The 25,638-nt window shown below is 70.6% G+C and carries 22 protein-coding genes, 1 pseudogene and 1 riboswitch; of the genes and pseudogenes, 9 read left to right on the forward strand and 14 right to left on the reverse strand.

The window, feature by feature from the left end; all coding sequences use genetic code 11:
- Positions 1–22: 22 nt before the first annotated feature.
- A complete protein-coding gene (locus tag ACFVJQ_RS00175; RefSeq protein WP_385779762.1) occupies positions 23–625 on the reverse strand; it encodes a Uma2 family endonuclease in 603 nt (200 codons plus the stop codon).
- Between the two features lie 151 nt (positions 626–776).
- Here ACFVJQ_RS00175 and recQ point away from each other — a divergent pair, with 151 nt between their 5' ends.
- Positions 777–2,792 carry a DNA helicase RecQ gene (gene recQ, locus ACFVJQ_RS00180; RefSeq protein WP_385512505.1) on the forward strand — a complete coding sequence of 672 codons (2,016 nt, stop codon included), beginning with the start codon at positions 777–779 and terminating at the stop codon, positions 2,790–2,792.
- A gap of 50 nt (positions 2,793–2,842) precedes the next feature.
- On the opposite strand, the gene ACFVJQ_RS00185 is transcribed toward recQ, so the two are convergent.
- Positions 2,843–3,781 carry a M56 family metallopeptidase gene (locus ACFVJQ_RS00185; RefSeq protein ID WP_385512504.1) on the reverse strand — a complete coding sequence of 313 codons (939 nt, stop codon included), beginning with the start codon at positions 3,779–3,781 and terminating at the stop codon, positions 2,843–2,845.
- A gap of 195 nt (positions 3,782–3,976) precedes the next feature.
- Positions 3,977–5,188, reverse strand: a complete 1,212-nt coding sequence (gene fahA, locus ACFVJQ_RS00190; protein ID WP_385779765.1) for a fumarylacetoacetase — start codon at positions 5,186–5,188, stop codon at positions 3,977–3,979.
- 285 nt (positions 5,189–5,473) lie between these two features.
- Here fahA and ACFVJQ_RS00195 point away from each other — a divergent pair, with 285 nt between their 5' ends.
- Positions 5,474–6,358, forward strand: coding sequence for an HAD family hydrolase (locus ACFVJQ_RS00195; RefSeq protein WP_385779768.1), 885 nt, complete (start codon positions 5,474–5,476; stop codon positions 6,356–6,358).
- An 11-nt stretch (positions 6,359–6,369) separates the two neighbouring features.
- Here the strand turns inward: ACFVJQ_RS00195 and ACFVJQ_RS00200 are convergent, their stop codons facing one another.
- The gene (locus ACFVJQ_RS00200; RefSeq protein ID WP_385512499.1) at positions 6,370–6,858 is read right to left on the reverse strand and encodes a transglycosylase SLT domain-containing protein; all 489 of its coding nucleotides are present in this window, start codon (positions 6,856–6,858) and stop codon (positions 6,370–6,372) included.
- A gap of 5 nt (positions 6,859–6,863) precedes the next feature.
- Positions 6,864–7,043, reverse strand: a riboswitch (cyclic di-AMP (ydaO/yuaA leader).
- A 667-nt stretch (positions 7,044–7,710) separates the two neighbouring features.
- Here ACFVJQ_RS00200 and ACFVJQ_RS00205 point away from each other — a divergent pair.
- The 4 genes from ACFVJQ_RS00205 to ACFVJQ_RS00220 all read left to right on the forward strand — a co-directional run bounded on the left by ACFVJQ_RS00205 (position 7,711) and on the right by ACFVJQ_RS00220 (position 12,129).
- Entirely contained in the window at positions 7,711–8,721 is a 1,011-nt protein-coding gene (locus ACFVJQ_RS00205; RefSeq protein ID WP_385512497.1) for a polyprenyl synthetase family protein, read from the forward strand.
- Between the two features lie 307 nt (positions 8,722–9,028).
- Positions 9,029–10,234 (forward strand): outer membrane lipoprotein carrier protein LolA, encoded by a 1,206-nt coding sequence (locus tag ACFVJQ_RS00210; protein WP_385512496.1) that lies wholly within the window; start codon positions 9,029–9,031, stop codon positions 10,232–10,234.
- A gap of 55 nt (positions 10,235–10,289) precedes the next feature.
- Positions 10,290–11,258, forward strand: coding sequence for an ABC transporter ATP-binding protein (locus ACFVJQ_RS00215; RefSeq protein WP_385512494.1), 969 nt, complete (start codon positions 10,290–10,292; stop codon positions 11,256–11,258).
- A complete protein-coding gene (locus ACFVJQ_RS00220) occupies positions 11,245–12,129 on the forward strand; it encodes an ABC transporter permease (protein ID WP_385512492.1) in 885 nt (294 codons plus the stop codon). The genes ACFVJQ_RS00215 and ACFVJQ_RS00220 overlap by 14 nt, the downstream gene beginning before the upstream one ends.
- Positions 12,130–12,143: 14 nt before the next feature.
- On the opposite strand, the gene ACFVJQ_RS00225 is transcribed toward ACFVJQ_RS00220, so the two are convergent.
- Positions 12,144–12,635 carry a DUF6668 family protein gene (locus ACFVJQ_RS00225; RefSeq protein ID WP_385512491.1) on the reverse strand — a complete coding sequence of 164 codons (492 nt, stop codon included), beginning with the start codon at positions 12,633–12,635 and terminating at the stop codon, positions 12,144–12,146.
- Between the two features lie 180 nt (positions 12,636–12,815).
- Here ACFVJQ_RS00225 and ACFVJQ_RS00230 point away from each other — a divergent pair, with 180 nt between their 5' ends.
- Positions 12,816–14,099: a tetratricopeptide repeat protein gene (locus tag ACFVJQ_RS00230; protein WP_385779774.1), complete on the forward strand. Its 1,284-nt coding sequence runs from the start codon at positions 12,816–12,818 to the stop codon at positions 14,097–14,099.
- A gap of 19 nt (positions 14,100–14,118) precedes the next feature.
- Here ACFVJQ_RS00230 and ACFVJQ_RS00235 read toward each other — a convergent pair whose 3' ends face one another.
- On the reverse strand, positions 14,119–14,592 hold the full coding sequence (locus tag ACFVJQ_RS00235; protein ID WP_385779777.1) for a VOC family protein: 474 nt from the start codon (positions 14,590–14,592) through the stop codon (positions 14,119–14,121).
- Positions 14,589–15,047, reverse strand: coding sequence for a winged helix-turn-helix transcriptional regulator (locus ACFVJQ_RS00240; RefSeq protein WP_385512486.1), 459 nt, complete (start codon positions 15,045–15,047; stop codon positions 14,589–14,591). Before ACFVJQ_RS00240 ends, ACFVJQ_RS00235 begins: the two co-directional genes overlap by 4 nt.
- Positions 15,048–15,219: 172 nt before the next feature.
- Between ACFVJQ_RS00240 and ACFVJQ_RS00245 the strand changes: the two are divergent.
- A pseudogene (locus ACFVJQ_RS00245) lies at positions 15,220–16,299 on the forward strand (MFS transporter); the annotation flags it as partial.
- 80 nt (positions 16,300–16,379) lie between these two features.
- On the opposite strand, the gene rarD reads toward ACFVJQ_RS00245, so the two are convergent.
- Together rarD and ACFVJQ_RS00255 are read right to left on the reverse strand one after the other, a co-directional pair.
- Complete coding sequence (gene rarD / locus ACFVJQ_RS00250) at positions 16,380–17,393, reverse strand: EamA family transporter RarD (RefSeq protein ID WP_385779780.1); 1,014 nt, start codon at positions 17,391–17,393, stop codon at positions 16,380–16,382.
- A 112-nt stretch (positions 17,394–17,505) separates the two neighbouring features.
- Positions 17,506–18,360: an NAD(P)H-binding protein gene (locus ACFVJQ_RS00255; protein WP_385779783.1), complete on the reverse strand. Its 855-nt coding sequence runs from the start codon at positions 18,358–18,360 to the stop codon at positions 17,506–17,508.
- Between the two features lie 101 nt (positions 18,361–18,461).
- On the opposite strand from ACFVJQ_RS00255, the gene ACFVJQ_RS00260 reads away from it, so the two are divergent.
- A complete protein-coding gene (locus ACFVJQ_RS00260; RefSeq protein ID WP_385512481.1) occupies positions 18,462–18,854 on the forward strand; it encodes a winged helix-turn-helix transcriptional regulator in 393 nt (130 codons plus the stop codon).
- Between the two features lie 28 nt (positions 18,855–18,882).
- On the opposite strand, the gene ACFVJQ_RS00265 is transcribed toward ACFVJQ_RS00260, so the two are convergent.
- The 5 genes from ACFVJQ_RS00265 to ACFVJQ_RS00285 form a co-directional block, all read right to left on the reverse strand.
- Positions 18,883–19,962 carry a 2-oxoacid:ferredoxin oxidoreductase subunit beta gene (locus ACFVJQ_RS00265; RefSeq protein WP_385512479.1) on the reverse strand — a complete coding sequence of 360 codons (1,080 nt, stop codon included), beginning with the start codon at positions 19,960–19,962 and terminating at the stop codon, positions 18,883–18,885.
- Positions 19,955–21,883, reverse strand: a complete 1,929-nt coding sequence (locus ACFVJQ_RS00270; RefSeq protein WP_385512477.1) for a 2-oxoacid:acceptor oxidoreductase subunit alpha — start codon at positions 21,881–21,883, stop codon at positions 19,955–19,957. The genes ACFVJQ_RS00265 and ACFVJQ_RS00270 overlap by 8 nt, the downstream gene beginning before the upstream one ends.
- A 167-nt stretch (positions 21,884–22,050) precedes the next feature.
- Positions 22,051–22,710 carry a response regulator transcription factor gene (locus ACFVJQ_RS00275; protein WP_276322832.1) on the reverse strand — a complete coding sequence of 220 codons (660 nt, stop codon included), beginning with the start codon at positions 22,708–22,710 and terminating at the stop codon, positions 22,051–22,053.
- A gap of 112 nt (positions 22,711–22,822) precedes the next feature.
- Positions 22,823–24,187: a sensor histidine kinase gene (locus ACFVJQ_RS00280; RefSeq protein ID WP_385779786.1), complete on the reverse strand. Its 1,365-nt coding sequence runs from the start codon at positions 24,185–24,187 to the stop codon at positions 22,823–22,825.
- Between the two features lie 149 nt (positions 24,188–24,336).
- Complete coding sequence (locus ACFVJQ_RS00285; RefSeq protein ID WP_385779789.1) at positions 24,337–25,542, reverse strand: sensor histidine kinase; 1,206 nt, start codon at positions 25,540–25,542, stop codon at positions 24,337–24,339.
- Positions 25,543–25,638 lie beyond the last annotated feature (96 nt).

A 25,638-nucleotide genomic window follows, 5' to 3' on the forward strand; every position in this document is an offset into this window, starting at 1 on the left:
GGGCGGCCGTGTGTCGGGGCGCTCAGCGCTTGGCGGGGTGCGTCTTGATCTCTGCGAGATTCAGGTCAACAGGGAAGGACACGTCCACCTTCATACGGTCGCGGAAGATGCCCACGCTGGTGTACGCGCCGGTGGTCGGCTCAAGCTCGAAGGCGTGCACCGCGGCGCGGCCGTTCTCGTCCTCGACCCGCCAGTAGTGGGGGATCTTGGCTCGGGCGTACTTCACAGGCTTGGTCTCGCGGTCCCGTGACACGGAGTCGTCGGAGACGACCTCGACGGCCAAGGCGAGCGCCGCTGCCGGCAGTCGAGTCTGATCGAGGCTGGTCAGGGCCTCTTCTCTTACGACGATCACGTCCGGCTCCGGTCTGTTCTGCCGATCGATGTCGATGGTGAACCGGCAGAGGACTTCGAGCCCCGGTGGGGCGGCATCGTCGAGCTGCCTGCCGAAGAAGCTCATGGCACGCTCGTGGAAGACCGACTGCCGACAGGGGAAAACCAGGCTTGCGTCGATCAACTGCGTATGCATCGGCAGGTCTGGGAGGCGGTCCAGGTCGTCGGCGGTCCAGCCGCCTTCGGGCGGGACCGGCCAGTTGGGCGACGAGATGTCGAGGGGTGCCCCGGTCATAGATGCTCTCCGGCTGGGCGTCACGGTTGCGTCAGGTTATCGGAAGGACACGGAGAGGAGTGAGGGCAAGCCTGTGGATAACTCCGACGGTGTCAGTCCGGGCGCCTATCGTGGACGCAGTGGTCGAGATGCGACGTACGGGGGCACGGCGATGGGTGGGACAGGCGGGATCGGTGGAATGGCGGCGGTAGCCGAGAGCGAGGCGTTGGCAGCGCTCCACAGGGTTTTCGGGTACGAGGCCTTCCGCGGTGAGCAGGAAGCGGTCATCGAGCATGTCGTGGCCGGCGGTGACGCCGTCGTGCTTATGCCGACCGGTGGCGGCAAGTCGCTCTGCTATCAGATCCCGGCCCTGGTCAGACCGGGTACGGGCATCATCGTCTCCCCGTTGATCGCGTTGATGCAGGACCAGGTGGACGCGCTGCGGGCGCTGGGCGTGCGAGCCGGGTTCATGAACTCCACGCAGGACTTCGACGAGCGCCGGGTGGTGGAGGCCGAGTTCCTGGCCGGTGAGCTCGATCTGCTCTACCTGGCGCCGGAGCGACTGCGTCTTGAGTCCACGCTGGATCTGCTCTCGCGCGGCAAGATCTCCGTCTTCGCGATCGACGAGGCGCACTGCGTGTCGCAGTGGGGCCACGACTTCCGCCCCGACTATCTGGCGCTGTCGCTGCTCGGCGAGCGCTGGCCCGACGTGCCGCGCCTCGCGCTCACGGCGACGGCCACGCATGCGACGCATCAGGAGATCACCCAGCGGCTGAACATGCCGACGGCCCGGCACTTCGTGGCGAGCTTCGACCGGCCCAACATCCAGTACCGGATCGTGCCGAAGGCGGACCCCAAGAAGCAGCTGCTGAGCCTCCTGCGTGAGGAGCACGCCGGCGATGCGGGCATCGTCTACTGCCTTTCGCGCAACTCGGTGGAGAAGACGGCCGAGTTCCTCACCCGAAACGGCATCGAGGCGGTGCCGTACCACGCGGGCCTGGACGCGGGCACGCGCGCGGCGCACCAGTCCCGCTTCCTGCGGGAGGAGGGCCTCGTCGTGGTGGCGACCATTGCCTTCGGGATGGGCATCGACAAGCCGGACGTGCGGTTCGTCGCCCACCTGGATCTGCCCAAGTCGGTCGAGGGGTACTACCAGGAGACCGGCCGCGCGGGGCGTGACGGTCTGCCGTCGACGGCATGGATGGCGTACGGACTCAACGACGTCATACAGCAGCGCAAGCTGATCCAGTCGGGCGAGGGCGACGAGGCGTTCCGGCGCCGGGCCGCCGCGCACCTGGACGCGATGCTCGCGCTGTGCGAGACCGCCCAGTGCCGCCGCGGCCAGCTGCTCGCCTACTTCGGCCAGGACCCGGATCCGGCGGGCTGCGGCAACTGCGACACCTGCCTCACTCCGCCCGAGACCTGGGACGGCACCATCGCGGCGCAGAAGGTGCTGTCGACGGTGGTGCGGCTGCAGCGGGAGCGGGGGCAGAAGTTCGGCGCGGTGCAGATTGTCGACATCCTGCTGGGGAAGCGCACCGGCAAGGTCATCCAGTTCGACCACGATCAGCTCTCCGTGTTCGGCATCGGCGAGGAGCTGACCGAGGGCGAGTGGCGGGGCGTCATCCGGCAGTTGCTGGCGCAGGGGCTGCTCGCGGTCGAGGGGGAGTACGGCACGCTGGTGCTGACCGAGGCCAGCGGTTCGGTGCTGCGGCGGGAGCGGGAGGTGCCGCTGCGCAAGGAGCCGAAGAAGCCGGTGACCTCGCGGTCGGCGTCGGCGTCTTCGGCGGGGCGCGGCGCGGGCAAGCCCAAGGTTGCGGCCGCCGAGCTGCCCGAGGCACTGCTGCCGGCCTTCGAGGCCCTGCGCGCCTGGCGCGCAGAACAGGCCCGGGAGCAGGGCGTCCCGGCGTACGTCATCTTCCACGACGCCACGCTTCGGGAGATCACCACGGCGTGGCCGACGTCGATCGCGGAGCTCGGAGGCATCAGCGGGGTCGGTGAGAAGAAGCTGGCGACGTACGGGGAGGGCGTTCTCGGGGTGCTCGCGTCCCTGGAGGGGCCGCCCGGTGCCCCGGCCGGGCAGGCCGACGCAGGTGCACTGCCGGTTCCGGGAACCGCGGCCGATCAGGGCGGGCCGGACGACTGGCCGGAGCCGCCCGAGGGGCCGGAGCCGGACGACTGGATATAGGCGGACCGCTGGACAGGGCTTGGGGTGCCGTCCACCATCCCTCTGCGCCTTTACCCCAACGCCGTCAGGCCCGGGGCGAACGTGATCAGGAGCGGCACCAGGGGGACCAGGGCGGCCACCGTGGTCGTCAGGGCACGGTGGCGGCGGCCAAGGCGGGGCGGGGGTTGCAAGAGGCGGTCCACGCGTTCGCCGAGGAGGCGGTGGCTGGAGGCGCAGGACAGGACTCCGCGGTGCTGGTTCAGCTCGATCAGCGCCAGGGCGGTGGTGAGGTGGCCGCAGCGGCGGGAGGCGGTGTCGTCGGCGGCGAGTTCGACCAGACGGCGGGTCTGGTCGCAGAAGTGGGCGAACAGTGGAACGCGGGGGAAGCCGGTGGCAAGGGCGGTCGACAGGTGCAGCAGCCAGTCGTGGTGAGCGCGGGCGTGTCCGCGTTCGTGGGTGAGGACGGCGTCCAGCTGGTGGTCGGTGAGGCGGTGCAGGGCGCCGGTGGTGACGACCAGCTGGGGCGGGTGGCCCGGCAGCCACCAGGCATCGGGGTACTCGTCCTCCAGGACGAGCAGCGGGCCGCGGGCGGCTGGGAGGCCGGCGGGCAGGTCGGGGGCGCGTTCGCGCAGGTGGGTGCGGGCCTGGGTGCGGCGCCGCCGGGCCTCGACCAGCTCCCGGGCGAGCATCGCGGTGGTCCAGGCGGCACCGCAGGCCAGCAGCAGGGTGAGCGCAGCGGCCCAGGGAGGCGCGGCGGAGAGGTCGTACGCCGCGGTGACATGGGGCGGTGCGGGGGCGAAGACCTGGTCGCGGACGGTCTGGAAGACGGCGGCCGTGCCCAGCAGAAGGGCGGCCAGACAGCACAGCAGGACGGTGGCGACCAGGCACTGCCATACCCACAGCCCGACCACGGGCTCCCGTTCGGGCCACGCGGCCCGGGTCAGCGCACGGGGGGCCGGTACGGCGGCCGTCAGGGCGACGACGCTCAGCAGGAGCAGGCAGACGGTCATGCCACGGGCTCCGGATCCTGGTCGGGAGTGAGGGCGGCTCGGGTCGTGCGGTGGGGGCAGCGGCCGCGCCTGCCGACCGCGTCCCGCGTCCCGCCTCGCGCACACCACCCACCGCCAGTATGACGGCGCCGGGCATCCCGCGTCAGCGCCCGACCGGCGCTTGCCCGAAAAGCTCGCCTCGCACCACCCGGCAGCTCAGCCCGCGACGACCCTCCCGCTCACCTCCCCCAACCCCACCCGGACCCTGCCCGCGCCCGGTGCCCAGGCCGACAGTGTCACGACATCCCCGTCCTCCAGGAACGTCCGCTTGCCGTCGGGGAGTTCGAGCGGGTTCCGGCCGTTCCAGGTCAGTTCGAGGAGGGAGCCGCGTTCGCGTTCGGTCGGGCCGCTCACCGTGCCCGAGCCGTACAGGTCGCCGGTGCGCAGGGATGCGCCGTTGACGGTCATGTGGGCGAGTTGCTGGGCGGCCGTCCAGTACATGGTGGAGAAAGGGGGTTCCGAGATGACGTGACCGTTGAGAGCGACGGAGATGCGCAGGTCGTAGCCGCCGGGTTCGTCGTCCGTGTCGTCCAGGTACGGAAGGAGGGGATGGGTGCGCTGCGGTGGGGCCACCCGTGCCTCGTCCAGCGCGTCCAGCGGGGTGATCCAGGCCGACACCGACGTGGCGAAGGACTTGCCGAGGAAGGGGCCGAGGGGGACGTACTCCCAGGCCTGGATGTCGCGCGCGGACCAGTCGTTGAGGAGGCACAGACCGAAGACGTGGTCGCGGAAGCCGGCCAGCGGAACGGGTCGGCCCAGCGGGGACGGGGTGCCGACGACGAAGCCGACTTCCGCCTCGATGTCCAGGCGGGCGGACGGCCCGAAGACGGGCGTGGGGTCGGTCGGGGCCTTGCGCTGGCCGGAGGGGCGGATGACATCCGTGCCGGAGACGACGACCGTGCCGGAGCGGCCGTGGTAACCGATCGGCAGATGCTTCCAGTTGGGGGTGAGTGAGTCGGCCGCGTCGGGGCGGAAGATCTGGCCGACGTTCCGGGCGTGGTTCTCGGAGGCGTAGAAGTCGACGTAGTCCGCGACCTCGAAGGGCAGGTGCAGGGTCACCGAGGAGAGGGGGTGCATCAGGGGCGCGAGGGTTTCGCGGTGGGACGGCACCGTCACCCAGGCGGTCAGCGCGCGCCGGACGTCCGACCAGGCGGTGCGGCCGGCGGCGAGCAGTGTGTTCAGGGTGGGCCGGGCCAGCAGGGTGGCATACGGGGAGCCGAGTGCCAGTGCTGCCGCGCCGGCGTCCAGGACGTGGTCGCCGAGACGGACGCCGACGGTGCGTTCGGTGGACCCGGCGGGTGAGAAGACGCCGTACGGAAGGTTGTGCGGACCGAAGGGGTCGCCCTCGGGGACATCGAAGGGGGGCATCGGGGTGCTGCCTCACTTTCGTACGTACGGTCCATGCGGTCGCGGCACACGTTACGGCTGCGGCGGCCGTCTTGGGCAGTGACTTAAGCACGCAAAGGGTCCGCAATGTTCGGAATGGGGGAGTCGTGCATACCCGTGACCTCGTCACGCTGTCCGTGACCCGCCATCCGCAACGCGCCTTCGTCCGCCCGACGGCCGGCGCGAGGGGCCGGACCGCTGAAATGTGGGGGCGTGGAAGGGAGTTGGGGATGAACGGCGTGGGCGCGGTGTCCGTATTCTCTGATCATGGCCGCACCCATCGCATATGCCGAGCGCACCTCGTACGCCCTCATCGCCACCGACCTGGACGGAACGCTGCTGCGCGGCGACGACACGGTCTCCGACCGGTCGCTCACCGCGCTCGCGCGGGTCTCGGCGGCCGGTGCCCGGCATCTGGTGGTGACGGGACGGCCGGCGCCCAGGGTGCGGCCGCTGCTGAAGTTCCTGGGTGGCGGGGGACTCGCGGTGTGCGGGCAGGGCGCGCAGCTGTACGACGCCGGCGTGGACCGTCTGCTGTGGTCGGTCACCCTGGACCGGGAACTGGCCGAGACCGCGCTCGGCAAGATCGAGGCGGAGGTCGGCACGGTGTATGCGGCCGTCGACCAGGACGGCGTCGACGGCCTGACGCTCATCGAGCCGGGGTATCGGATGCCGCACCCGACGTTGCCGGCGGTACGGGTCGGCCGGCGTGCCGACCTGTGGTGCGAGCCCATCAGCAAGGTGCTGCTGCGCCATCCCGCCCTGTCCGACGACGAGTTGGCGTCGGTGGCCCGCTCGGTGGTGGGTTCGCTCGCGACGGTCACCATGTCGGGGCCCGGGACGGTCGAGCTTCAGCCGTCCGGCATCACCAAGGCGACGGGGTTGGCGCTGGCGGCCCGGCATCTGGGGCTGCGCCCCGAGGACACCATCGCCTTCGGAGACATGCCCAACGACATCCCGATGTTCGACTGGGCCGCCCACGGCGTCGCCATGGCCAACGCGCACCCCGAACTGAAGGCGGTGGCCGACGAGATCACCCTCTCGAACGAGGACGACGGCATCGCCGTCGTCCTCGAACAGCTCCTCACCGAGGACCGGCGCCCGCAGCGGCTCGGCGGGCGCAGGCCCTCGGTGGGTACGAAGGTTCAGTAGGCGCGAAGGGCTCAGTAGGCGCCGAAGACGTTGTCGATCGAGCCGTAGCGGTCGGCCGCGTAGTTGCAGGCGGCGGTGATGTTGGCGACCGGGTCGAACGGGTCGTAGGCCGTGCCGGGCACGTGGTAAGCGGCGAAGGTCGGGTCGATGACCTGGAGCAGGCCCTTGGACGGGGTGCCCTTGGCCGCGTTGGAGTCCCAGTTGTTGATGGCGGCCGGGTTGCCGGACGACTCGCGCATGACGTTGCGGTAGATGCCGTTGTAGGAGCCCGGGATTCCGTGCTGCGCCATGATGGCGAGCGACTCGCGGATCCAGCCGTCGAGGTTGTCGGAGTACGCCGTGGTGGCGGTCTTCGCGGTCACCGCGGCGGGGGTGGCGGCCGATGCGGTGCTCGCACCGATGAGCGGCAGGGCGAGCACGGCCGCGCCGGTGCCGGCGACCGCGAGCTTGCGGGCTATGCGGGCGGTACGGGTGCGGCAGAGCTGACCGTTTGCAGGCATGGGCTTGTTCCTCTCCTTCGCCTGCGAGGTGAGCTGTCGGGTTCGGGCTGGGAGGTGCCCGGCCGCGCCCTTGCGAGCGCAACTTCACCCCAAGCCGTTCCGGTGCGTCGTACGACGTCCGGCCCGGCGACTTACCTGGGTCCCCCGCTCCTGCCGTGCGTGAGTGGTCTCGTCATCGGTGGTATCGGGCGGCGGCAGGATTCGGCGTCCGCCCGACTGGCCCGGAACGTATGCGAGAGCACATGTCGGAAACAAGTAGCGGGTTCACGCAACATGCTGTTTGATCTTCATCTGGGGTGTTTTGTCAGCTTGATCCTTTGCGTGTGCCAAGGCTCAACTCGCCAGCCTGGAAAGCCGGATGGTCGCTGACTGTGTGAAACCTGTGGACAGGTGAAGGTGAGTCACATCACGCGCGGGTGCAAGAGTGGCAAATCGGGCAATGAGCTCAAGTGCCTATCAATCGGCTGTGCGTGGGATGCGCTTCTCCCGAATGCGATGGAAGAGAACCTCTCCACCTTCTGTGCAAATCACCCCATTGGGGGTCAGGGTCGCCTCGTAGGGGAAGGGTGCGGGGGTGTACGGGTGTGTGTCGAGGTCACCCGAATGGCCGGAGTGAGACGGTGCGGCGAGGGTGATACGGGACAAAGCTCACCTATTCGACTTAAGTCGATAAATAACTGCTCGTATCAACTGATCGAAAACATACCGCTCGTGATCCGATACAGCCCGGCCTGTAACCCCGGGCGCCCTCGGTGATCGAAACGTGACCGGATACGCTGACTTGAGTGAAGGCAGCGACGTATCGACAAACCGCGTAACCGCCGGTAGACACCAGCAGACAGGAGACCCCTCGTGACCGTCGTCGGGCCGTTCGGGCTGAGCGTGCGGGACCAGGCTCTGGAAGCCGATGTCCAGGCCGGATTGGCGGCTGTCGAGGAAGGGTTGCTCGAAGCAACCAAGAGTGAGGTCCCGTTCATCACGGAGGCCGCGCAGCACCTGGTGCGGGCCGGAGGCAAGCGGTTCCGCCCGCTGCTGGTGATGCTCGCCGCGCAGTTCGGTGACCCCTACGCGCCCGGGGTCGTGCCCTCGGCCGTGGTCGTGGAGCTGACCCACCTCGCGACGCTGTACCACGACGACGTGATGGACGAGGCGGAGGTACGGCGCGGGGTAGCGAGCGCGAACGCCCGCTGGGGCAACTCGGTCGCGGTCCTCACCGGCGACTTCCTCTTCGCCCGTGCCTCGCACATCCTGGCCGACCTCGGGCCGGAGGCGGTGCGGGTGCAGGCGGAGGCGTTCGAACGGCTGGTCACCGGTCAGATCCTGGAGACGGCGGGGCCGTCGGACGGGCGCGACCCGGTCGAGCACTACCTGGACGTACTGGCCGGCAAGACGGGGTCGCTGGTGGCGGTCTCGTGCCGCTTCGGCGCGATGATGTCGGGCGCCGACGAGTCGCTCGTGAACGTCCTGACGCAGTACGGCGAACGGCTGGGCGTCGCCTTCCAGCTCGCCGACGACGTGCTGGACATCGCGTCCGACTCCCACGAGTCCGGGAAGACGCCGGGGACGGATCTGCGGGAGGGCATCGCGACCCTGCCCGTGCTGCGGCTGCGCGAGCGCGCGGCCCGGCTGGGGCTGGCCGAGGACATCGCCCTGTGCGAGCTGCTGGACTCCGACCTGACGGACGACGCCCGGCATGCGCAGGCGCTGGCCGCGCTGCGCGCGCACCCCGCGCTGGAGCAGGCGCGACGGGACACCGTGCGGTACGCGGAGGATGCGCGGTCGGCGCTTGCGCCGCTGCGGGAGTGCGATGCCAAGGCGGCGCTCATCGAACTGTGCGACGCGGTGGTGCACCGCGCGGGATAGGACCCGACCGGCGGATCATGCCGGAATCGCGGGGCCTGTTCGGCGGATCGCCGGAACCCGGTATCGAGGTGGCGCCTCCCCTACGACCCCTACGGGTCGGGGGAGGCGCCGCTCGCTTGTGTCATACCGCAGCAGTACACGGAGTTGAGCCCGCGGTCTGACGCTTCTTCGCATCCGGTTTGGTCAGATGGAGACCACGGAACACACCACTCCTCACCGATTCGGGTGAGAATGGCGGCTCAGGGTGGACGAGTGCGAGGACGCGAAGTGACGGACAGCCGCCGCCGACGACGGAGGTAAGGCACACATGGCACCGTACGAATCCGACGACAGCACGACCGCGGCGCAGGCCGAAGAGCTGCGCGCGGCGCGGCGGCGCAAGGCCGCGCGGTACGTCGTCCCGGCGGCGGTCCTGGGGGTGGCTGCGGGGACCATCGGGCTCGTTCCCGCGATCGCCGACTCCGGCAGCCCCGACCTGCCGGAGATCAGCGCACAGCAACTCATCGAGAAGATCGCCGAGTCGGACGTACAGCAGCTGTCCGGCACGGTGAAGATCAGCACCGATCTGGGACTGCCCGACCTGGGCGGCCTGGAGAGCGGGCTGACGTCCGGCGCAACCCCCTCGGACGGTGAGGGCTCCGCGGCCGACCCGTCGGCCAAGCTGACCGAGCTGGCGTCCGGCACGCACACGCTGCGCGTCGCCGCCGACGGCCCGGACAAGCAGAAGCTGTCGCTGCTGGAGAACGCCGCCGAGTACAGCCTGATCCACAACGGCAAGGACGTGTGGGGCTACGACAGCGCGTCCAACGAGGTCTACCACGGCACTGCCACCGAGGCCGCGGACGGCAAGGCGTCGGAGGAGGTGCCGGCCACGCCCAAGGACCTCACCGATCAGGCCCTGAAGGCGGTGGACGACACGACGTCCGTGACCGTCGACGGCACCGCGCAGGTGGCCGGCCGCGACGCGTACAAGCTGCTCATCAAGCCGAAGCAGTCCGGTTCCACGGTGGGCGCGATCAGCGTGGCGGTGGACGCGGAGACCGGGCTGCCGCTGAAGTTCACGCTGACTCCGGCGAGCGGCGGTGCCGCCGTGGTGGACGCGGGCTTCACGCAGGTCAGCTTCGCCAGGCCGGCCGCGTCGACCTTCGACTTCACCCCGCCCAAGGGTGCGAAGGTGACCGAGGGCGACAGCCTGGAGGCGGCGCCGGAGCACGAGCGGAAGTCCGAGGAGGACCTCGGCAAGGGCCTCGACGGGCTGAACGTCATCGGCGAGGGCTGGAACTCCGTCGCCGTCCTCGACACCGGCGCCGAGGGCGGCATGCCCTCCGACGCCGCCGGCGGCGACATGGGCAGCTTCCTGGGCTCGCTCGGCGACGAGGTGAAGGGCAAGTTCGGCTCGGGCACGGTCTTCAAGACCCGTCTGGTCAACGCCCTGATCACGGACGACGGCAAGGTCTACGTCGGTGCGGTCACCAAGGACGCGCTGGTGAAGGCGGCCGACTCCGGGCAGTGAGTACCGTACGGAAGGGGCAGTAAGTACCGTACGCGCACGACGAATCGGGGAGACGATGGGCGAATCGTCCGCCACGGCAGAGCAGGGCGCGGGTGACAGCGTCATCCACACCCGCGCCCTGACCAAGCGCTACCGCGGCGGACAGCTCGCCGTCGACGGGCTCGATCTGACCGTCCCGGCGGGCAGCGTCTTCGGCTTCCTCGGCCCCAACGGCTCCGGCAAGACCACCACCATCCGCATGCTGATGGGCCTGATCGAGCCCACGTCGGGCACGGCGCACGTGCTGGGGCGGCCCATGCCCCGGGCCACGCGCGCCGTGCTCCCGCACGTGGGCGCCCTCATCGAGGGCCCCGCCCTGTACGGCTTCCTCTCCGGCCGCGACAACCTCCTGCGCTACGACTCCGCCGACCCCGCCGCCGATCCGCGCACCCGGCGGACCCGCGTCGCCGCGGCGCTGGACCGGGTCGGGCTCGCGGCGGCCGCCGGCAAGAAGGCGAAGGCGTACTCCCTGGGCATGAAGCAGCGGCTCGGACTCGCAGCCGCGCTGCTCCAGCCCCGCCGCCTGCTCGTCCTCGACGAACCGACCAACGGGCTCGACCCGCAGGGCATGCGCGAGATCCGCGCCCTGATACGGGAGCTGGCCTCCGAGGGCACCACCGTGTTCCTGTCCTCCCATCTCCTCGACGAGATCGAGCAGGTGTGCACGCACGCCGCGGTGATGGCGCAGGGCCGGCTGATCACCCAGGGCGCGGTGACGGACCTGGCGGCGGGCATCCGGGGCCGGCTGGTGGTGACCACGCCGGACACCGGCGACGCGGCGCGGGTGCTGAAGGAACGCGGGGTCGCGGACGTCATCGTCGAGGAGGACCGGGTGACCGGTGAACCTCCGGACGGGGAACTCGCCGACCTGAACGCCGCGTTGGTGGCGGCCGGGGTGCGGGTACGCGGTTTCGGGGTGGAACGGGCCTCCCTGGAGGACGCGTTCGTGGCGCTGACGGGGGAGGGCTTCGATGTCGCAGGTTGAGGCCATCGGCTCCCGCCGCAGCCCGCTGTGGACCTTCGGTCTGCTGCGCAGCGAACTCGTCATCACCTTCCGGCGCTGGCGCACGCTCGCGCTGCTCGGTGTGCTCGCCGCCGTCCCGGTCCTGGTCGGCATCGCCGTGAAGATCGAGACGAGCGACGGCTCGACGCTGGGCGGCTCAGGCGGCCCGGAGGGCGGCGGGGGCCCGGCGTTCATCACGCAGATCACCAACAACGGACTGTTCCTCGTCTTCACCGCCCTCGCCGCGACCCTCCCGTTCTTCCTGCCGATGGCCGTCGGCGTCGTCGCGGGCGACGCGATCGCCGGCGAGGCGAACGCCGGAACCCTGCGCTACCTCCTGGTCGCCCCCGCCGGCCGTACCCGCCTGCTGCTCACCAAGTACGCGACCACGATGGCCTTCTGCCTGGCGGCCACCCTCGTCGTCGCCGTCTCGGCACTGACGGTCGGCGCGCTGCTCTTCCCGCTCGGCGACCTGACGACCATCTCCGGTACGCGGATCAGCTTCGCCGAGGGACTGGGCCGGGCACTGCTGATCGCCCTGGTCGTCGCCGTGTCACTGATCGGGATCGCGGCGCTCGGGCTGTTCGTCTCGACGCTGACCAACAGCGGCATCGCGGCGATGGCGACGACGGTCGGGCTGCTGATCACCGTCCAGATCCTCGACCAGATCCCCCAACTGCATGCGATCCACCCGTATTTCTTCTCCCACTACTGGCTGTCCTTCGCCGACCTGATGCGCGAACCGGTCTACTGGGACGACCTGGTGCGCAACCTCGGCCTCCAGGGCCTGTACGCGGCCGTGTTCGGCTCGGCGGCCTGGGCACGGTTCACGACGAAGGACGTCACCGCGTAGCAACCCACGGGGGATCAGCGAGCCGCCCCCGTCAGCCGGGCCAGCGCCTCGGTCTCACGGGGCGGGCGCCCGCTCAGATCGCCCAGACGCCAGGACTGCACCCAGGGCACGCGGTACACGTCGACGACCGACTCGATGAGCTTGACCTGCTGTGCCAGCGGTCGCGGCAGCCGCCCCGGCGCGTCCGCGACCAGCACGACGGCGTCCAGGTCCAGCCCGGCCGGAGCCTCGCCGCGCCGGAAGATCTCCAGGGTGTGCAGGACGGCCGCCAGCCCCGTCGCGTGCGTCCGGGCGACGAGCAGCACCGAGGGCGGATCACCGGGGCCGGGCCAGTCACGCCCGCAGTCCTGCCCGCCGTAGACCGCGGCCAGCGTGGTGACTCCCGACCCGCCGTGCGTGCCGACCCAGGAGAAACGCCGGACCGTACCGGAGGTGCGGGCGGGTTCCGGTTCGGCCACCGGTCCCCGGATCCAGATCTCCGGCCCCTGCTGCGCGCCCGTCCGCATGCCCGCTCCTCTCCGTCGTCACCTCATCGATCTTCGCCGCTCGGTGGACGGCTGAGTGACGGGGGTACCCGTTCTTGGGACGAGCCTGTGACGCGCCGGTGACGCGAGCGCCGTGGGGGAGCGGCGAGACTCGGAAGTACGGGTTCGCCGACGTGCGGACGCCAGCGAGTGAGGGAACGGATGTCTCGACTCAGCCGCGAGAAGAAGCGGGAACAGCAGCACCAGGCCGCCTCTGCGGTGTCGGCGATCGACGTTCACGTGCCGGGCGCCGGCAACGCCTCGATCGGCGGTGTCCCGGTCGTCGCCGTGCCGGGTGAGGAACTCCAGCACGCCGTCCTGAACCACCTCCACCGCGTCGCCCTCGCCACCGGGCGACCCGTCCTCGCCAGAGTCCACGACGAACGCATCGGCTACGTCGTCCCCCTCCAGGTCCACCCGGACGGCTCCAGCCGGTACACAGGGGAGCCGGTGCGGACGGGGGCGGCGGAGCCGCAGCCCTCGCAGGAGCCCGCACCCGTGCCGCCGCACCCCTCACCGGACCCGGCACCGACGGCCCCACCGCACCCCCCGCAGCCCCCCGCCTCCGACCGCCCCACGCAGGTGTTCCGCACCCCCGCCGAGCCGCAGGCCGGCTCCGCGCCGACGTTCCGGATGCGGGCCGTGCCGGAGTCGTCGCCGTCGGGGGAGGCGGCGCCGACGTTCCCGCAGCGAGCGGTGACGGAGCCTCAGCCCTTGGGTGATGCGGTGCCCACCTTTCCGCTGCGGGCGATGCCCGAGGGCGCCGTCCCCGGTTCGGCGGTCGCCGCGCCGACGGGCGAGTTCGGTCCGCCGCCGGTGATGGATGCCAAGCCGCACCCGGAGTCGTTTGCATCGTCGGCGTCGGACCCCGACCCGAAGCCGACCCCGCCCCGGGGCTTCGACGCCGTCGCCGAGGCCATCCTCGGTGACGCACCCGGGAACCCTGGGAACGCCGAGAACGCCGAGGAGCACAACGACCCCGCTCCCGCCGTCCTCGTCGAGCCGATCGCCCGGATCGGCGAGGCCGTGAAGGCGGGCCGGATCGACGCCGCGGCGGAGCTGGCCGAGCAGACCCTGGCGGAGGCGTCGGCGACGCTGGCGCCGGACCACCCCGAGCTGCTCCGGCTGCGCGAACTCACCGCGTACGTCGCCTACTTGGCGGCCGAACCGGTCCGGTCCTTCCGCCTCTCCCTCGACGTGGTGCACATCCACCGCCGCCTGCGGGACGCGGAGGCCGCCTACGGCAACATCCAGAGCGCGGACACCGCCTGGCGGGCCGTACGCGACCCCGCGCTCGGGCTGGAGCTGGGGCGGGACCTGATCGGCCTGTGGACCGAGCTGGTCACCGAGGGCGGCCCGGCCGCCGACGACATCGAGGAACTGGAGTCCGCCCGAGCCCGCATGGGCCGCCTGGCGAACCGGGCGGGACGGGCAACCGGAGCGTGATGCAGAGGGACACCAGTTCCTAGTGCACGCAGAACTCGTTCCCCTCCGGGTCCTGCATCACGACCCACTCCCCGCTGGGTTCCTTCACCTCGCGCAGCACACTGGCCCCCAGCCCGCGCAGCCGCTCCACCTCGTCGGCCCGCTGCCCCTGAGCGGGGTGCAGGTCCAGGTGGAGCCGGTTCTTGCCGGACTTGGGCTCGGCGACGCGCTGGAACAGCAGCCGCCGTCCCAGCCCGGTGCCGTTCTCCTCTTCGACCGGGTCCTCCGGATGCCGTACGGCGACCAGGTCCCGGAAGGCGGGGCGGCCGTGGAAGTCGACGGTGGCGGCGACGGGCAGGGCGCCCAGCTGCAGCAGCCGCTCGATCAGGGCGCTGTTGTCCTCGACCTCGTAACCGATCGCGGCGGCCCAGAAGTCGGCCTGGGCGTGCGGGTCGTGGCAGTCGATGACGAGCTTCCAGTGCATGGGTGCCGGCGCTGATGGCGTGTCGGTCATGAAACCCTGAGCTCCTTCTCGGTCTCGGCCCCGGCCTCTCGTGCGTCGTATGCCGCCCGTGCCGCGGCGATCTCCCGCTGGTGGTCCTCGGTCCATCTGACCAGCGACTGGATCGTGGCGTGCAGTGTGCCGCCCAGTGGGGTGAGTTCGTAGTCGACCCGGGGCGGTACGACCGGGTGCACGGTGCGGCGGACCAGGCCGTCGCGTTCCAGCTGGCGCAGGGTGACCGTCAGCATCCGCTGGCTGACACCGTCGATCTCCCGGCGCAGCTCGGTGAAGCGCAGCCGGCGGTTCTCCAGCAGGGCGATCACCAGCAGGGACCACTTGTCGGCGACGCGGTCGAGGATCTGCCGTACCTCGCAGCCCTCCCGGGCGTCCCACTGGAAGGGGTCGGCGTCGCCGTAGTCCACGGTGCTCGCGCAGTTACTCGGTGACTTCGAAGTGCCTACTTCCATGTCTGTCGATGCTGCCGCAGGCTGGCTGTGGTTACAAGAGGGAACCGACCCACAGTTCCGTAACCGACCCTGTCTGCGCCTACCTGAGGAGTCCCCCATGGGCACCCGCGCCTGGGCCCTGCTGCTCGTGCTGTGCGGAACGATCTTCCTGGAGGGCATCGACGTCGCCATGATGGCGGTCGCGATCCCCACCATCCGGTCCGAACTGGGCCTGTCGACGGGAACGGCGGCCTGGGTGATGAGCGCCTACGTCCTCGGCTACGCCGGCTTCACCCTGCTCGGCGGTCGGGCCGCCGACCTGCTCGGCCGCCGCCGGATGTTCCTGACCTGGCTGACCGTCTTCCTCCTCTTCTCCGGGCTCGGCGGATTCGCGACCGACGGCTGGATGCTGGTCGTCGCCCGCTTCGTCACCGGTGTCGCCGCGGCGTTCATGACCCCGGCCGCGCTGTCGCTGATCACCACGTCGTACGAGGAGGGCCCGCAGCGCAACAAGGCCCTGCTGGTCTTCGCGGGCACGGCGGCCGGCGGCTTCTCGCTGGGCCTGGTCATCGGCGGACTGCTCACCCAGCTCGGCTGGCGGTGGGTGTTCTTCGCGCCGGTGCTGCTGGCGGGGGCGCTGCTGGTCGCGGCGGTGCGGCTGGTGCCCGCGGCGGACGGTGCCCCGCGGGTGCGCGGCGGCTTCGATCTGCTCGGCGCGGTCACCGCCGCCGGCGCCATGCTGCTGGCCGCCTACGCCGTCGTACGCCTGGAACACGGTCTGCACGACTGGCCGCTGACCGCCCTCGCTGTGCTCGCCGCGGCGGCGCTGGGCGGCGCCTTCGTCGCCGTCGAGCGGCGGGCCGCCGCCCCGCTGGTCCGGCTGGGCATCCTGCGCAAGGGGTCCGTGGTGCGGGCCGACCTCGGGGCGCTGCTCTTCGTCGGGGCCTTCTTCGGCTTCCAGTTCGTCGTCACGCTGTATCTGCAGGAGCTGCGCGGCTGGTCGTCCCTCCAGACCGCGGTCGCGCTGGTCGTCCTCGGCTGCGACGCCGTGCTCGCCCCGACGCTCACCCCGAAGCTGGTCGCCCGCTACGGCAACGTCCGCGTGATCCTCGGCGGCTTCGTGCTGGCGGTCGTCGCCTACGGGCTGTTCCTGCCGCTCGGCCTGGACTGGTCGTACGCCGCGATGTTCCCGACGCTGATCCTGGCGGGCACGGCGTTCGCCCTGGCGTACGGGCCGCTGACCATCGCGGCGACGGACGGGGTCGCGGAGGAGGAGCAGGGGCTGGCCGGTGGGCTGCTGAACACCGCCACCCAGTTCGGGTCCGCGATCGGGATCTCCGCGGTGACCGCGGTCTACGGCTTGGCGTCCAGCGGTTCTGGCCCGGAGGCGACGCTCTCCGCGTTCCGTACGGCGCTGACAGTGCCCGTCGCGATGGTGGTGCTGGGCACCCTGGTCTCGGCCATGAGCGTCCGGGCCGTCCGGCGCGCGGTGCGCAGCGCGTCCCAGGTGAGCAGCGTGAGCGCCAGCCAGACCAGCGCGAACCCGGCCCAGCGCTCGGGCGGCATGGCCTCGCGGAAGTAGAGGACGCCGAGCAGGAACTGGAACACGGGGGCCAGATACTGCAACAGCCCCAGCGTGGACAGGGGCACGCGGATCGCGGCCGCGCCGAAGCAGACCAGCGGGAGTGCGGTGACGACACCGGTCGCGGCGAGCAGCGCCGCGTGCCCCGCGCCCTCGGCGGCGAACGTGGAGCCGCCGTCGGCCGTCAGCCACAGCAGATAGGCCAGCGCCGGCAGGAACTGGATCGCGGTCTCGGCGGCCAGCGACTCCAGGCCGCCGAGGTTGACCTTCTTCTTCACCAGGCCGTACGTGGCGAAGGAGAAGGCGAGGATGAGGGAGATCCACGGCGGCCGGCCGTAGCCGACGGTGAGGACGAGGACCGCCGCGAAGCCGATCCCGACCGCCGCCCACTGCACGGGCCGCAGCCGCTCCTTCAGGAGCAGCACGCCCATCGCGATGGTGACGAGGGGGTTGATGAAGTACCCGAGGGAGGCCTCGACGACCCGGTCGTTGTTCACGGCCCAGATGTAGACGCCCCAGTTGACGGCGATGACTGCCGCGGCGACCGCGATGAGCCCGAGGCGGCGTGGCTGCTGCAGCAGTTCGCCGGCCCACCTCCACCGTCGTACGACGACAAGCGCCGCGGCGACGACGACGAAGGACCACACCATCCGGTGGGCGAGGACCTCGAACGGCCCGGCGGGCTTCAGCAGGGGGAAGAAGAGGGGGAACAGCCCCCACATCCCGTATGCCGCGAAGCCGTTCAGCAGACCTATGCGCTGCTCGCCCCTGGACTTCCCGGCCACCTGCTCCTCCTTCGTGCGTCAGCCTCGCCTGAACGAAGGTAGCGCCGAGCAACCCCGCCTGTCATGCCCGTATCGCTATACGGTCATGACGGACGGGGTCTGCTGTGCCGGTTCAGCCCTTGAGTGCGGCGGCGACGGCCTCGGAGAGCGGGGTGGTCGGACGGCCGGCCAGGCGGGACAGGTCGCCGGTCGACACGACCAACTCGCCCTTCTCGATGGAGGCGTCCACGCCCGCGAGGATCGCGGCCAGCGGCTCGGGCAGGCCGGCGCCGGTCAGGATGCCGGTGAGCGCCTCGGTCGTGACCGCGTTGTAGACGATCTCCTTGCCGGTCTGCCGGCTCAGCTCGGCCGCGTACTCGGCGAAGCTCCACGCCTCGTCGCCGCCCAGCTCGTACGTCTTGTTCTCGTGCTCCTCGCCGGTCAGCACGGCAACCGCGGCGGCCGCGTAGTCGGCGCGGGAGGCGGAGGAGACCCGGCCCGCACCGGCGGCGGCGACGACCGCGTTGTGCTCCAGTACCGGGGCGAGGTTCTCCGTGTAGTTCTCGTGGTACCAGCCGTTGCGCAGCAGCGCGTACGGCACGCCGGACGCCAGTACCGCCTCCTCCGTGCCGCGGTGGTCGTCGGCAAGGGCGGCGGTGAGGCTGCTGGGGGCGCTGGTGTAGGCGAGCAGCGCGACACCGGCGGCCTTGGCGGCGTCGATGACGACCTTGTGTTGGCCGACGCGGCCCTTGTCGAACTCGTTGCCGGAGATCAGCAGCACCTTGTCGTCGGCGGAGAACAGCCCGTCGAAGGTCTCGGGTGCGTTGTAGTCCGCGACCGCCAGCCGTACGCCACGGGCCGCGAAGTCGGCGGCCTTGGCCTCGTCACGGACGACGGCGACGACCTGGTCGGCCGGAACCTTCTCCAGCAACTGCTCGATGACGTGCCGGCCGAGCTTTCCGGTGGCTCCGGTGACGACGATGCTCATGAGGTAACTCCTGTGTACGGATGAGTACGGGTTGGTATGGCACTCACCCTAGGAACTGCGCTAACTATTGGAAAGTACCCACTTTGAAGTAAGGTACCTGCATGGTGGAGAGTGGAACGGCAAGCGACTGGAAGCCCGACGGCGAGACGATGTGCCCGTATCGCCTGGTCCTGGAGCACGTCACCAGCCGCTGGGGCGTGCTGGTGCTGATACGTCTCCTGGAGCGCCCGCACCGGTTCAGCGAGCTGCGCCGGGCGATCAGCGTGGTTCGCCCGGTCAGCGAGAAGATGCTCACCCAGACGCTGCAGACCCTGGAGCGGGACGGCATGGTGCACCGGGACGCCAAGCCGGTGATCCCGCCGCGCGTCGACTACTCCCTGACCGAGATCGGCCGCGAGGCGGCGGAGCAGGTGCAGGGACTGGCGCTGTGGACACAGAAGCGGATGGACGACGTGGCGAAGGCGCGGCAGGCATACGACGAGGCCCGGGTCTGAGACCCGGGCCCCTGCGCTCATACGGTGCTCAGCCGACGACCGTCCAGGTGTCGCCGCCGGCCAGCAGTGCGGCCAGGTCGCCCTTGCCGTTCTGCTCGATGGCCGTGTCGAGCTGGTCGGCCATCTGCGTGTCGTAGACCGGCCGGTCGACGGCGCGGAAGACGCCGATGGGTGTGTTGTGCAGGGTGTCGGGGTCGGCGAGCCTGCTCAGCGCGAAGGCGGTGGTCGGGGAGTCGGAACGGGCGTCGTGCACGAGCACCTGGTCCTCGTTCTCCGGCGTCACCGTGACGACCTTGAGGTCGCCGGTCTGCTGGTCCCGTACGACACCACGCGCGTTGTCCCGGCCGAAACGGATCGGCTGCCCATGCTCAAGCCGGATCACCGCCTCCTCGGCCTGCTGCTTGTCCTTCAGGGCGTCGAACGCGCCGTCGTTGAAGATGTTGCAGTTCTGGTAGATCTCGATCAGGGCCGTGCCCGGGTGGGCCGCGGCCTGGCGCAGTACCTCGGTGAGGTGCTTGCGGTCGGAGTCGACGGTCCGCGCCACGAACGACGCCTCCGCGCCGAGGGCCAGCGACACCGGGTTGAAGGGCGCGTCCAGCGACCCCATCGGCGTCGACTTGGTGATCTTGCCGACCTCGGAGGTGGGGGAGTACTGGCCCTTGGTCAGGCCGTAGATCCGGTTGTTGAACAGCAGGATCTTGAGGTTGACGTTGCGGCGCAGGGCGTGGATCAGGTGGTTTCCGCCGATCGACAGCGCGTCGCCGTCACCGGTGACGACCCACACGCTCAGATCGCGCCGGGAGGAGGCGAGTCCGGTGGCGATCGCGGGGGCGCGGCCGTGGATGGAGTGCATCCCGTAGGTGTTCATGTAGTACGGGAAGCGGGAGGAGCAGCCGATGCCCGAGACGAAGACGATGTTCTCCTTCGCCAGGCCCAGCTCGGGCATGAAGCCCTGCACGGCGGCGAGGATCGCGTAGTCACCGCAGCCGGGGCACCAGCGCACTTCCTGATCGGACTTGAAGTCCTTCATGGACTGCCTGGCCTCGGCCTTGGGCACGAGCGAAAGCGCCTCGATCGTGCCCGTGCCTTCCGTGGACGTCTCAGCCATCGATGGCCTCCTTGAGCGCCGTGGCGAGCTGTTCTGCCTTGAACGGCATCCCGTTGACCTGGTTGTACGAGTGGGCGTCGACCAGGTACTTCGCCCGGATCAGCGTGGCGAGCTGACCGAGGTTCATCTCGGGGATCACCACCTTGTCGTAACGCTGCAGCACCGCCCCGAGATTCCGGGGGAAGGGGTTGAGGTGGCGCAGATGGGCCTGCGCGACCGACTTGCCGGCGGTGCGCAGACGGCGGACCGCGGCCGTGATCGGCCCGTACGTCGACCCCCAGCCCAGCACCAGCGTGTCCGCCTCGTGCGGGTCGTCGACCTCGAGGTCCGGCACGTCGATGCCGTCGACCTTGGCCTGACGGGTGCGGACCATGAAGTCGTGGTTGGCGGGGTCGTAGGAGATGTTGCCGGTGCCGTCCTGCTTCTCGATGCCGCCGATGCGGTGCTCCAGACCCGGCGTGCCCGGGATCGCCCACGGGCGGGCCAGGGTCTGCGGGTCCCGCTTGTACGGCCAGAAGACCTCGCTGCCGTCGTCCAGGGTGTGGTTCGGGCCCTGCGCGAACTGGACCCCGAGGTCGGGCAGCTCGTCCAGCTCCGGGATGCGCCAGGGTTCGGAGCCGTTGGCGAGGTAGCCGTCGCTCAGCAGGAACACCGGGGTGCGGTACGTCAGGGCGATCCGGGCCGCTTCGAGGGCGGCGTCGAAGCAGTCGGCGGGGGTGCGGGGCGCGATCACCGGCACCGGCGCCTCGCCGTTGCGTCCGAACATCGCCTGCAGCAGGTCGGCCTGCTCGGTCTTCGTCGGCAGTCCGGTCGACGGCCCGCCGCGCTGGATGTCGACGACCAGCAGCGGCAGCTCCAGCGAGACCGCGAGCCCGATGGTCTCGCTCTTGAGTGCCACACCCGGACCCGACGTCGTGGTCACGGCGAGCGAACCGCCGAAGGCCGCGCCCAGCGCCGCGCCGATGCCCGCGATCTCGTCCTCGGCCTGGAAGGTCCGCACCCCGAAGTTCTTGTGCTTGCTGAGCTCGTGCAGGATGTCCGAGGCCGGGGTGATCGGGTACGAGCCGAGGAAGAGCGGCAGATCGGCCTGCTTGCTCGCGGCGATCAGACCGTAGGACAGGGCCAGGTTCCCGGAGATGTTGCGGTACGTGCCGACCGGGAACGCCTTGACGGCCGGTGCGACCTCGTAGGAGACGGCGAAGTCCTCGGTCGTCTCACCGAAGTTCCAGCCCGCGCGGAACGCGGCGATGTTGGCGCTCGCGATGTCGGGCTTCTTCGCGAACTTGGACCGCAGGAACTTCTCGGTGCCCTCGGTGGGCCGGTGGTACATCCAGGACAGCAGGCCGAGGGCGAACATGTTCTTGCTGCGCTCGGCCTCCTTCCGGGTGAGGTCGAACTCCTTCAGCGCCTCGACGGTGAGCGTGGTCAACGGCACCGGATGCAGGTTGTACCCGTCGAGCGAGCCGTCCTCGAGCGGGCTGGTCGCATACCCGACCTTCTGCATCGCCCGTTTGGTGAACTCGTCCGTGTTGACGATGATCTCCGCGCCGCGCGGCAGGTCGTCGACGTTGGCCTTCAGGGCCGCCGGGTTCATCGCCACCAGCACGTTCGGCGCGTCACCGGGGGTGAGGATGTCGTGGTCGGCGAAGTGGAGCTGGAAGGACGACACCCCCGGCAGGGTCCCGGCGGGCGCCCGGATCTCGGCAGGGAAGTTCGGCAGGGTCGACAGGTCGTTGCCGAAGGACGCCGTCTCCGAGGTGAAGCGGTCACCGGTGAGCTGCATACCGTCACCCGAGTCCCCCGCGAACCTGATGATCACCCGGTCGAGACGGCGGACGTCCTTGACGCCGGCCGCTTTGCGCTGCTCTCCCACGACGGCTCCGTCGGCCTGTTCCGCTTGGCTACTGACCTGGCTCGTCACTGAACTGGACCTCCTTCGAGGCGGCTGTCGGGGAGTGGCCCTCCCGTGAGCTCTCCCAGGATCAACCCTACGTCGGCACGGGTCGCCTTCCCTCGGTCATTCGCATGAAGAACACCGCTTAAGACGTGGCTCGAGCCCTATTGGATGCGCGGCTCGAACCGTACTCGTCAGGAATTCAAGTACGTCAGGACAGCCAGAACCCGCCGGTGATCCCCCTCGCTCGGGGACAGGCCCAGTTTCAGGAAGATGTTGCTGACGTGCTTCTCGACGGCGCCGTCGCTCACCACCAGCTGCTTGGCGATGGCCGAGTTGGTCCGCCCCTCGGCCATCAGCCCCAGCACCTCACGCTCCCTCGGGGTGAGCCCGGCGAGCACATCCTGCTTACGACTGCGCCCGAGCAGCTGCGCCACGACCTCCGGGTCGAGGGCGGTGCCCCCCTCGGCGACCCGCACCACCGCGTCCACGAACTCCCGCACCTCGGCCACCCGGTCCTTCAGCAGGTACCCGACCCCCCGGCTGGATCCGGCCAGCAGTTCGGTGGCGTAGCGCTCCTCCACGTACTGCGACAGCACGAGCACACCGAGCCCGGGATGCTCCTTCCGCAGCTGCACCGCGGCCCGGACGCCCTCGTCGGTGTGCGTCGGCGGCATCCGCACATCGGCCACCACGACATCCGGCAGGGTCCCCTCGGCGTTCAGATCCGTGATGGTCTTGATCAACGCCTCCGCGTCCCCGACTCCGGCGACGACCTGGTGCCCACGGTCGGTCAGCAACCGGGTCAGGCCCTCCCTGAGCAGCACCGAGTCCTCGGCGATGACCACCCGCACCCTGTCCTCCACGATCCTCGGCCCCCCATTGCCCGACTCGGCCCGCACGACCAGTCAAGCATTCCAGCTTTTGGACGGGGGCGGGATCGCACCGGGGAGGGAGGTCGGGCGCTCACCCCCGCCAAGGGAGTTCCGCGGTGATCCGGGTGGGCCCGCCGGGCGGCGAGTCCACCACGAGGATCCCGTCCACGGCGTCCAGCCGCTCCGCCAGCCCGGCCAGCCCGGACCCCCCGCCCGCACCGGCATCGGCTCCGCCCATGCCGTTGTCCATGACCTGCAGCATCAGCCGGTCCTCCGACCGCCACACATCCACCGCCGCCCAGGTCGCCCGCGCATGCCTGCTGATGTTCTGCAGCAGTTCCGACACCGTGAAGTACGCGATCCCCTCGATCGCCGGCGCTGGCCGTGACGCCAGGTCCACCTCCACCTGCACCGGTACCGTGCACCGCGAGGCGACCGCGGAGAGCGCCGCGTCCAGGCCGCGGTCGGTGAGGACCGCCGGATGAATCCCGCGCGCCAGGTCCCGCAGCTCCTGCAGCGCCATCTTCACCTCACCGTGCGCCTCGTCCACCATCTGGGCCGCCGCCTGCGGATCCTGGCTCAGCTTCTCCTTCGCCAACCCCAGATCCATCGCCAGCGCCACCAGCCGGGCCTGCGCCCCGTCATGCAGATCGCGCTCGATGCGCCGCAGATCCGCCGCCGCCGTGTCGACGACGACGCCCCGGTCGGACTCCAGCTCCACCACCCGCGTCGCCAGCCGCGACGGCCCGAGCAGCCCGTGCACCAGCAGCCGGTCCACCAGGGTCAACGCCCGCACGATCCACGGCGTGGCCAGCGTGAACAGCAGCCCCACCAACGCCGTCACCGTGATCTCGAACGGGTTGTCGAGATAGACGTGATGCGTCTCGTCGCCGTACAGCTGGAGACCGTCCTGCCCGCCGTACACGGGGAACAGCCAGAACCACAGCGGATACGTCAGCAGCGCCCAGCCGTACGCCCAGAAGTTCACCGCGACGACGAAGGAGAACACCGCCCACGGGAAGTGCAGCACCGCGTACAGCAGATGCCGCCACGACGTGCCGCTCTTCAGGACGGCGCCGATCCACCCCATCAGGCCGTTCTTGCGCACCCGCAGCGGCTCCGGGTCGGCCACCTCCAGCCCGAGCAGTCCGCGCGCCCGCGCCCGCTCCAGCGCCCCGAGCCCCCGGCACCCCGCGAGCCCCGCCGCCAGCACCGGAATGCCGAGGAACGTCACCAGCAGCCCCGCACCGAGCGCGAGCATCGTGACGGCATACGTGAACATCAGCACGCCCATCGGCAGGCTCAGCAGCACATACGCGAACTCACGCCAGCTGCGCGCCTCGAACGGCGCCCGCAACCCGGCCGGCAGCCGATGCCGCCGCTCGACGTCGCCCCCCAAGCCCAGGCCGGACCGCCCGCTGTGGGATCCGTACCCCTGTCCGTACTCCGTGGCCATCGGCCTGCTCCCCGTCTCCTCGTCCTGCTCGTTGTGCCTCTGCGGCGGTCGTGCCGTCGTATCTCCACCCTGCTGGGCGGCGGGCGAGCGGACCATGGAGTCCGTCGGCGTCTCGAAGGGGGGGTTTTCCCTACCTTCCGCGCCCGCGCCTACGCGCGCCGCGGCTGCCGGTCGCGCCAGGGCAGCTCGGCCGTGATCAGCGTCGGCCCGCCCCGCGGCGACTCGATGACGAACAGACCGTCGACGGCGTCCAGCCGCTCGGCGAGCCCCCGCATCCCCGTACCGCCGTCGAGGCGTGCACCCCCGCGGCCGTTGTCCCCCACCTGTATGAGCAGCCGTTCCTCCGTCCGCCACACGTCGACGGAGGCGGACGTGGCCCCGCTGTGCTTGCTGACGTTCTGCAACAGCTCCGAGACGGTGAAGTAGGCGATGCCCTCGATGGCCTCGGCCGGCCGCGCCTCCAGGTCGACGGTCACCTTCACCGGCACCGTGCAGCGCGAGGCGACCGCGGAGAGCGCCGCGTCCAGGCCGCGGTCGGTGAGGACCGCCGGATGGATCCCGCGCGCCAGGTCCCGCAGCTCCTGCAGCGCCAGCTTCACCTCGCCGTGCGCCTCCTCGACCATGGCCGCCACCAGTTCGTCGGCCTGGCCCTCCAGCAGCTTCTCCTTGGCCAGACCGAGCCCCATCGCCAGGTTCACCAGGCGGGCCTGCGCACCGTCGTGCAGGTCACGCTCGATGCGGCGCAGATCGGCGGCGGCCGTGTCGACCACGACCCCCCGGTCCGACTCCAGCTCGGCGATCCGCCGCTCCAGCTCGTCGGAGGGCGACAGCAGCCCGCGCACCATCGCCCGGTCCGCGTTGGCCAGCCCGCGGGCTATGAACGGCAGCACCGGCCACAGCACGAACAGCGAGGTCAGCGTGATGACGAAGGTGAGAATGCCCCAGGGCAGCCGCATGAAGTCGTACAGGACGGTCCGCCAGCCCACCGGGTCCTTCAGCATCATCCACAGCCGGGGGAGGAACCCTCCGCCGCCCCGCAACGACAGCGGACTCGGCTCGTCCACCCGCACCCCGAGCAGCTTCCTGGCCCGTGCCCGCTCCAGCTTGCCCAGCTGCCGCGCGCCCATCAGTGCCGCCGCGAGCAGCGGGAACCCGATCACCGTGACGGTCAGGAAGGCGCTGGTGAACAGCGCCGTCGCCACATAGACGAAGCCCAGCAGCGACATCGGCAGATTGGCCAGGAGATGCGCGATCTCCTTCCAGGTGTGCACGTCGTAGGCGAAGCGGGGCGGCGGCACGCGGTGGTCGTCGCGGTCGGCGGGCGCCGGGCTCGACGCGGGGAAATTCTCGGTCACATGGGCCAGCGTGCCCGGCGGCGCGCGGCCGCGCCATGAGGTGGACCGCCAGGTTCTGCTGAGGAAAACCCCACCCCGGCCGCTCAAGGCGATGAT

This window comes from Streptomyces sp. NPDC127197 (genome assembly GCF_042672405.1).
Classification (GTDB): Bacteria; Actinomycetota; Actinomycetes; order Streptomycetales; family Streptomycetaceae; genus Streptomyces; species Streptomyces flavusporus.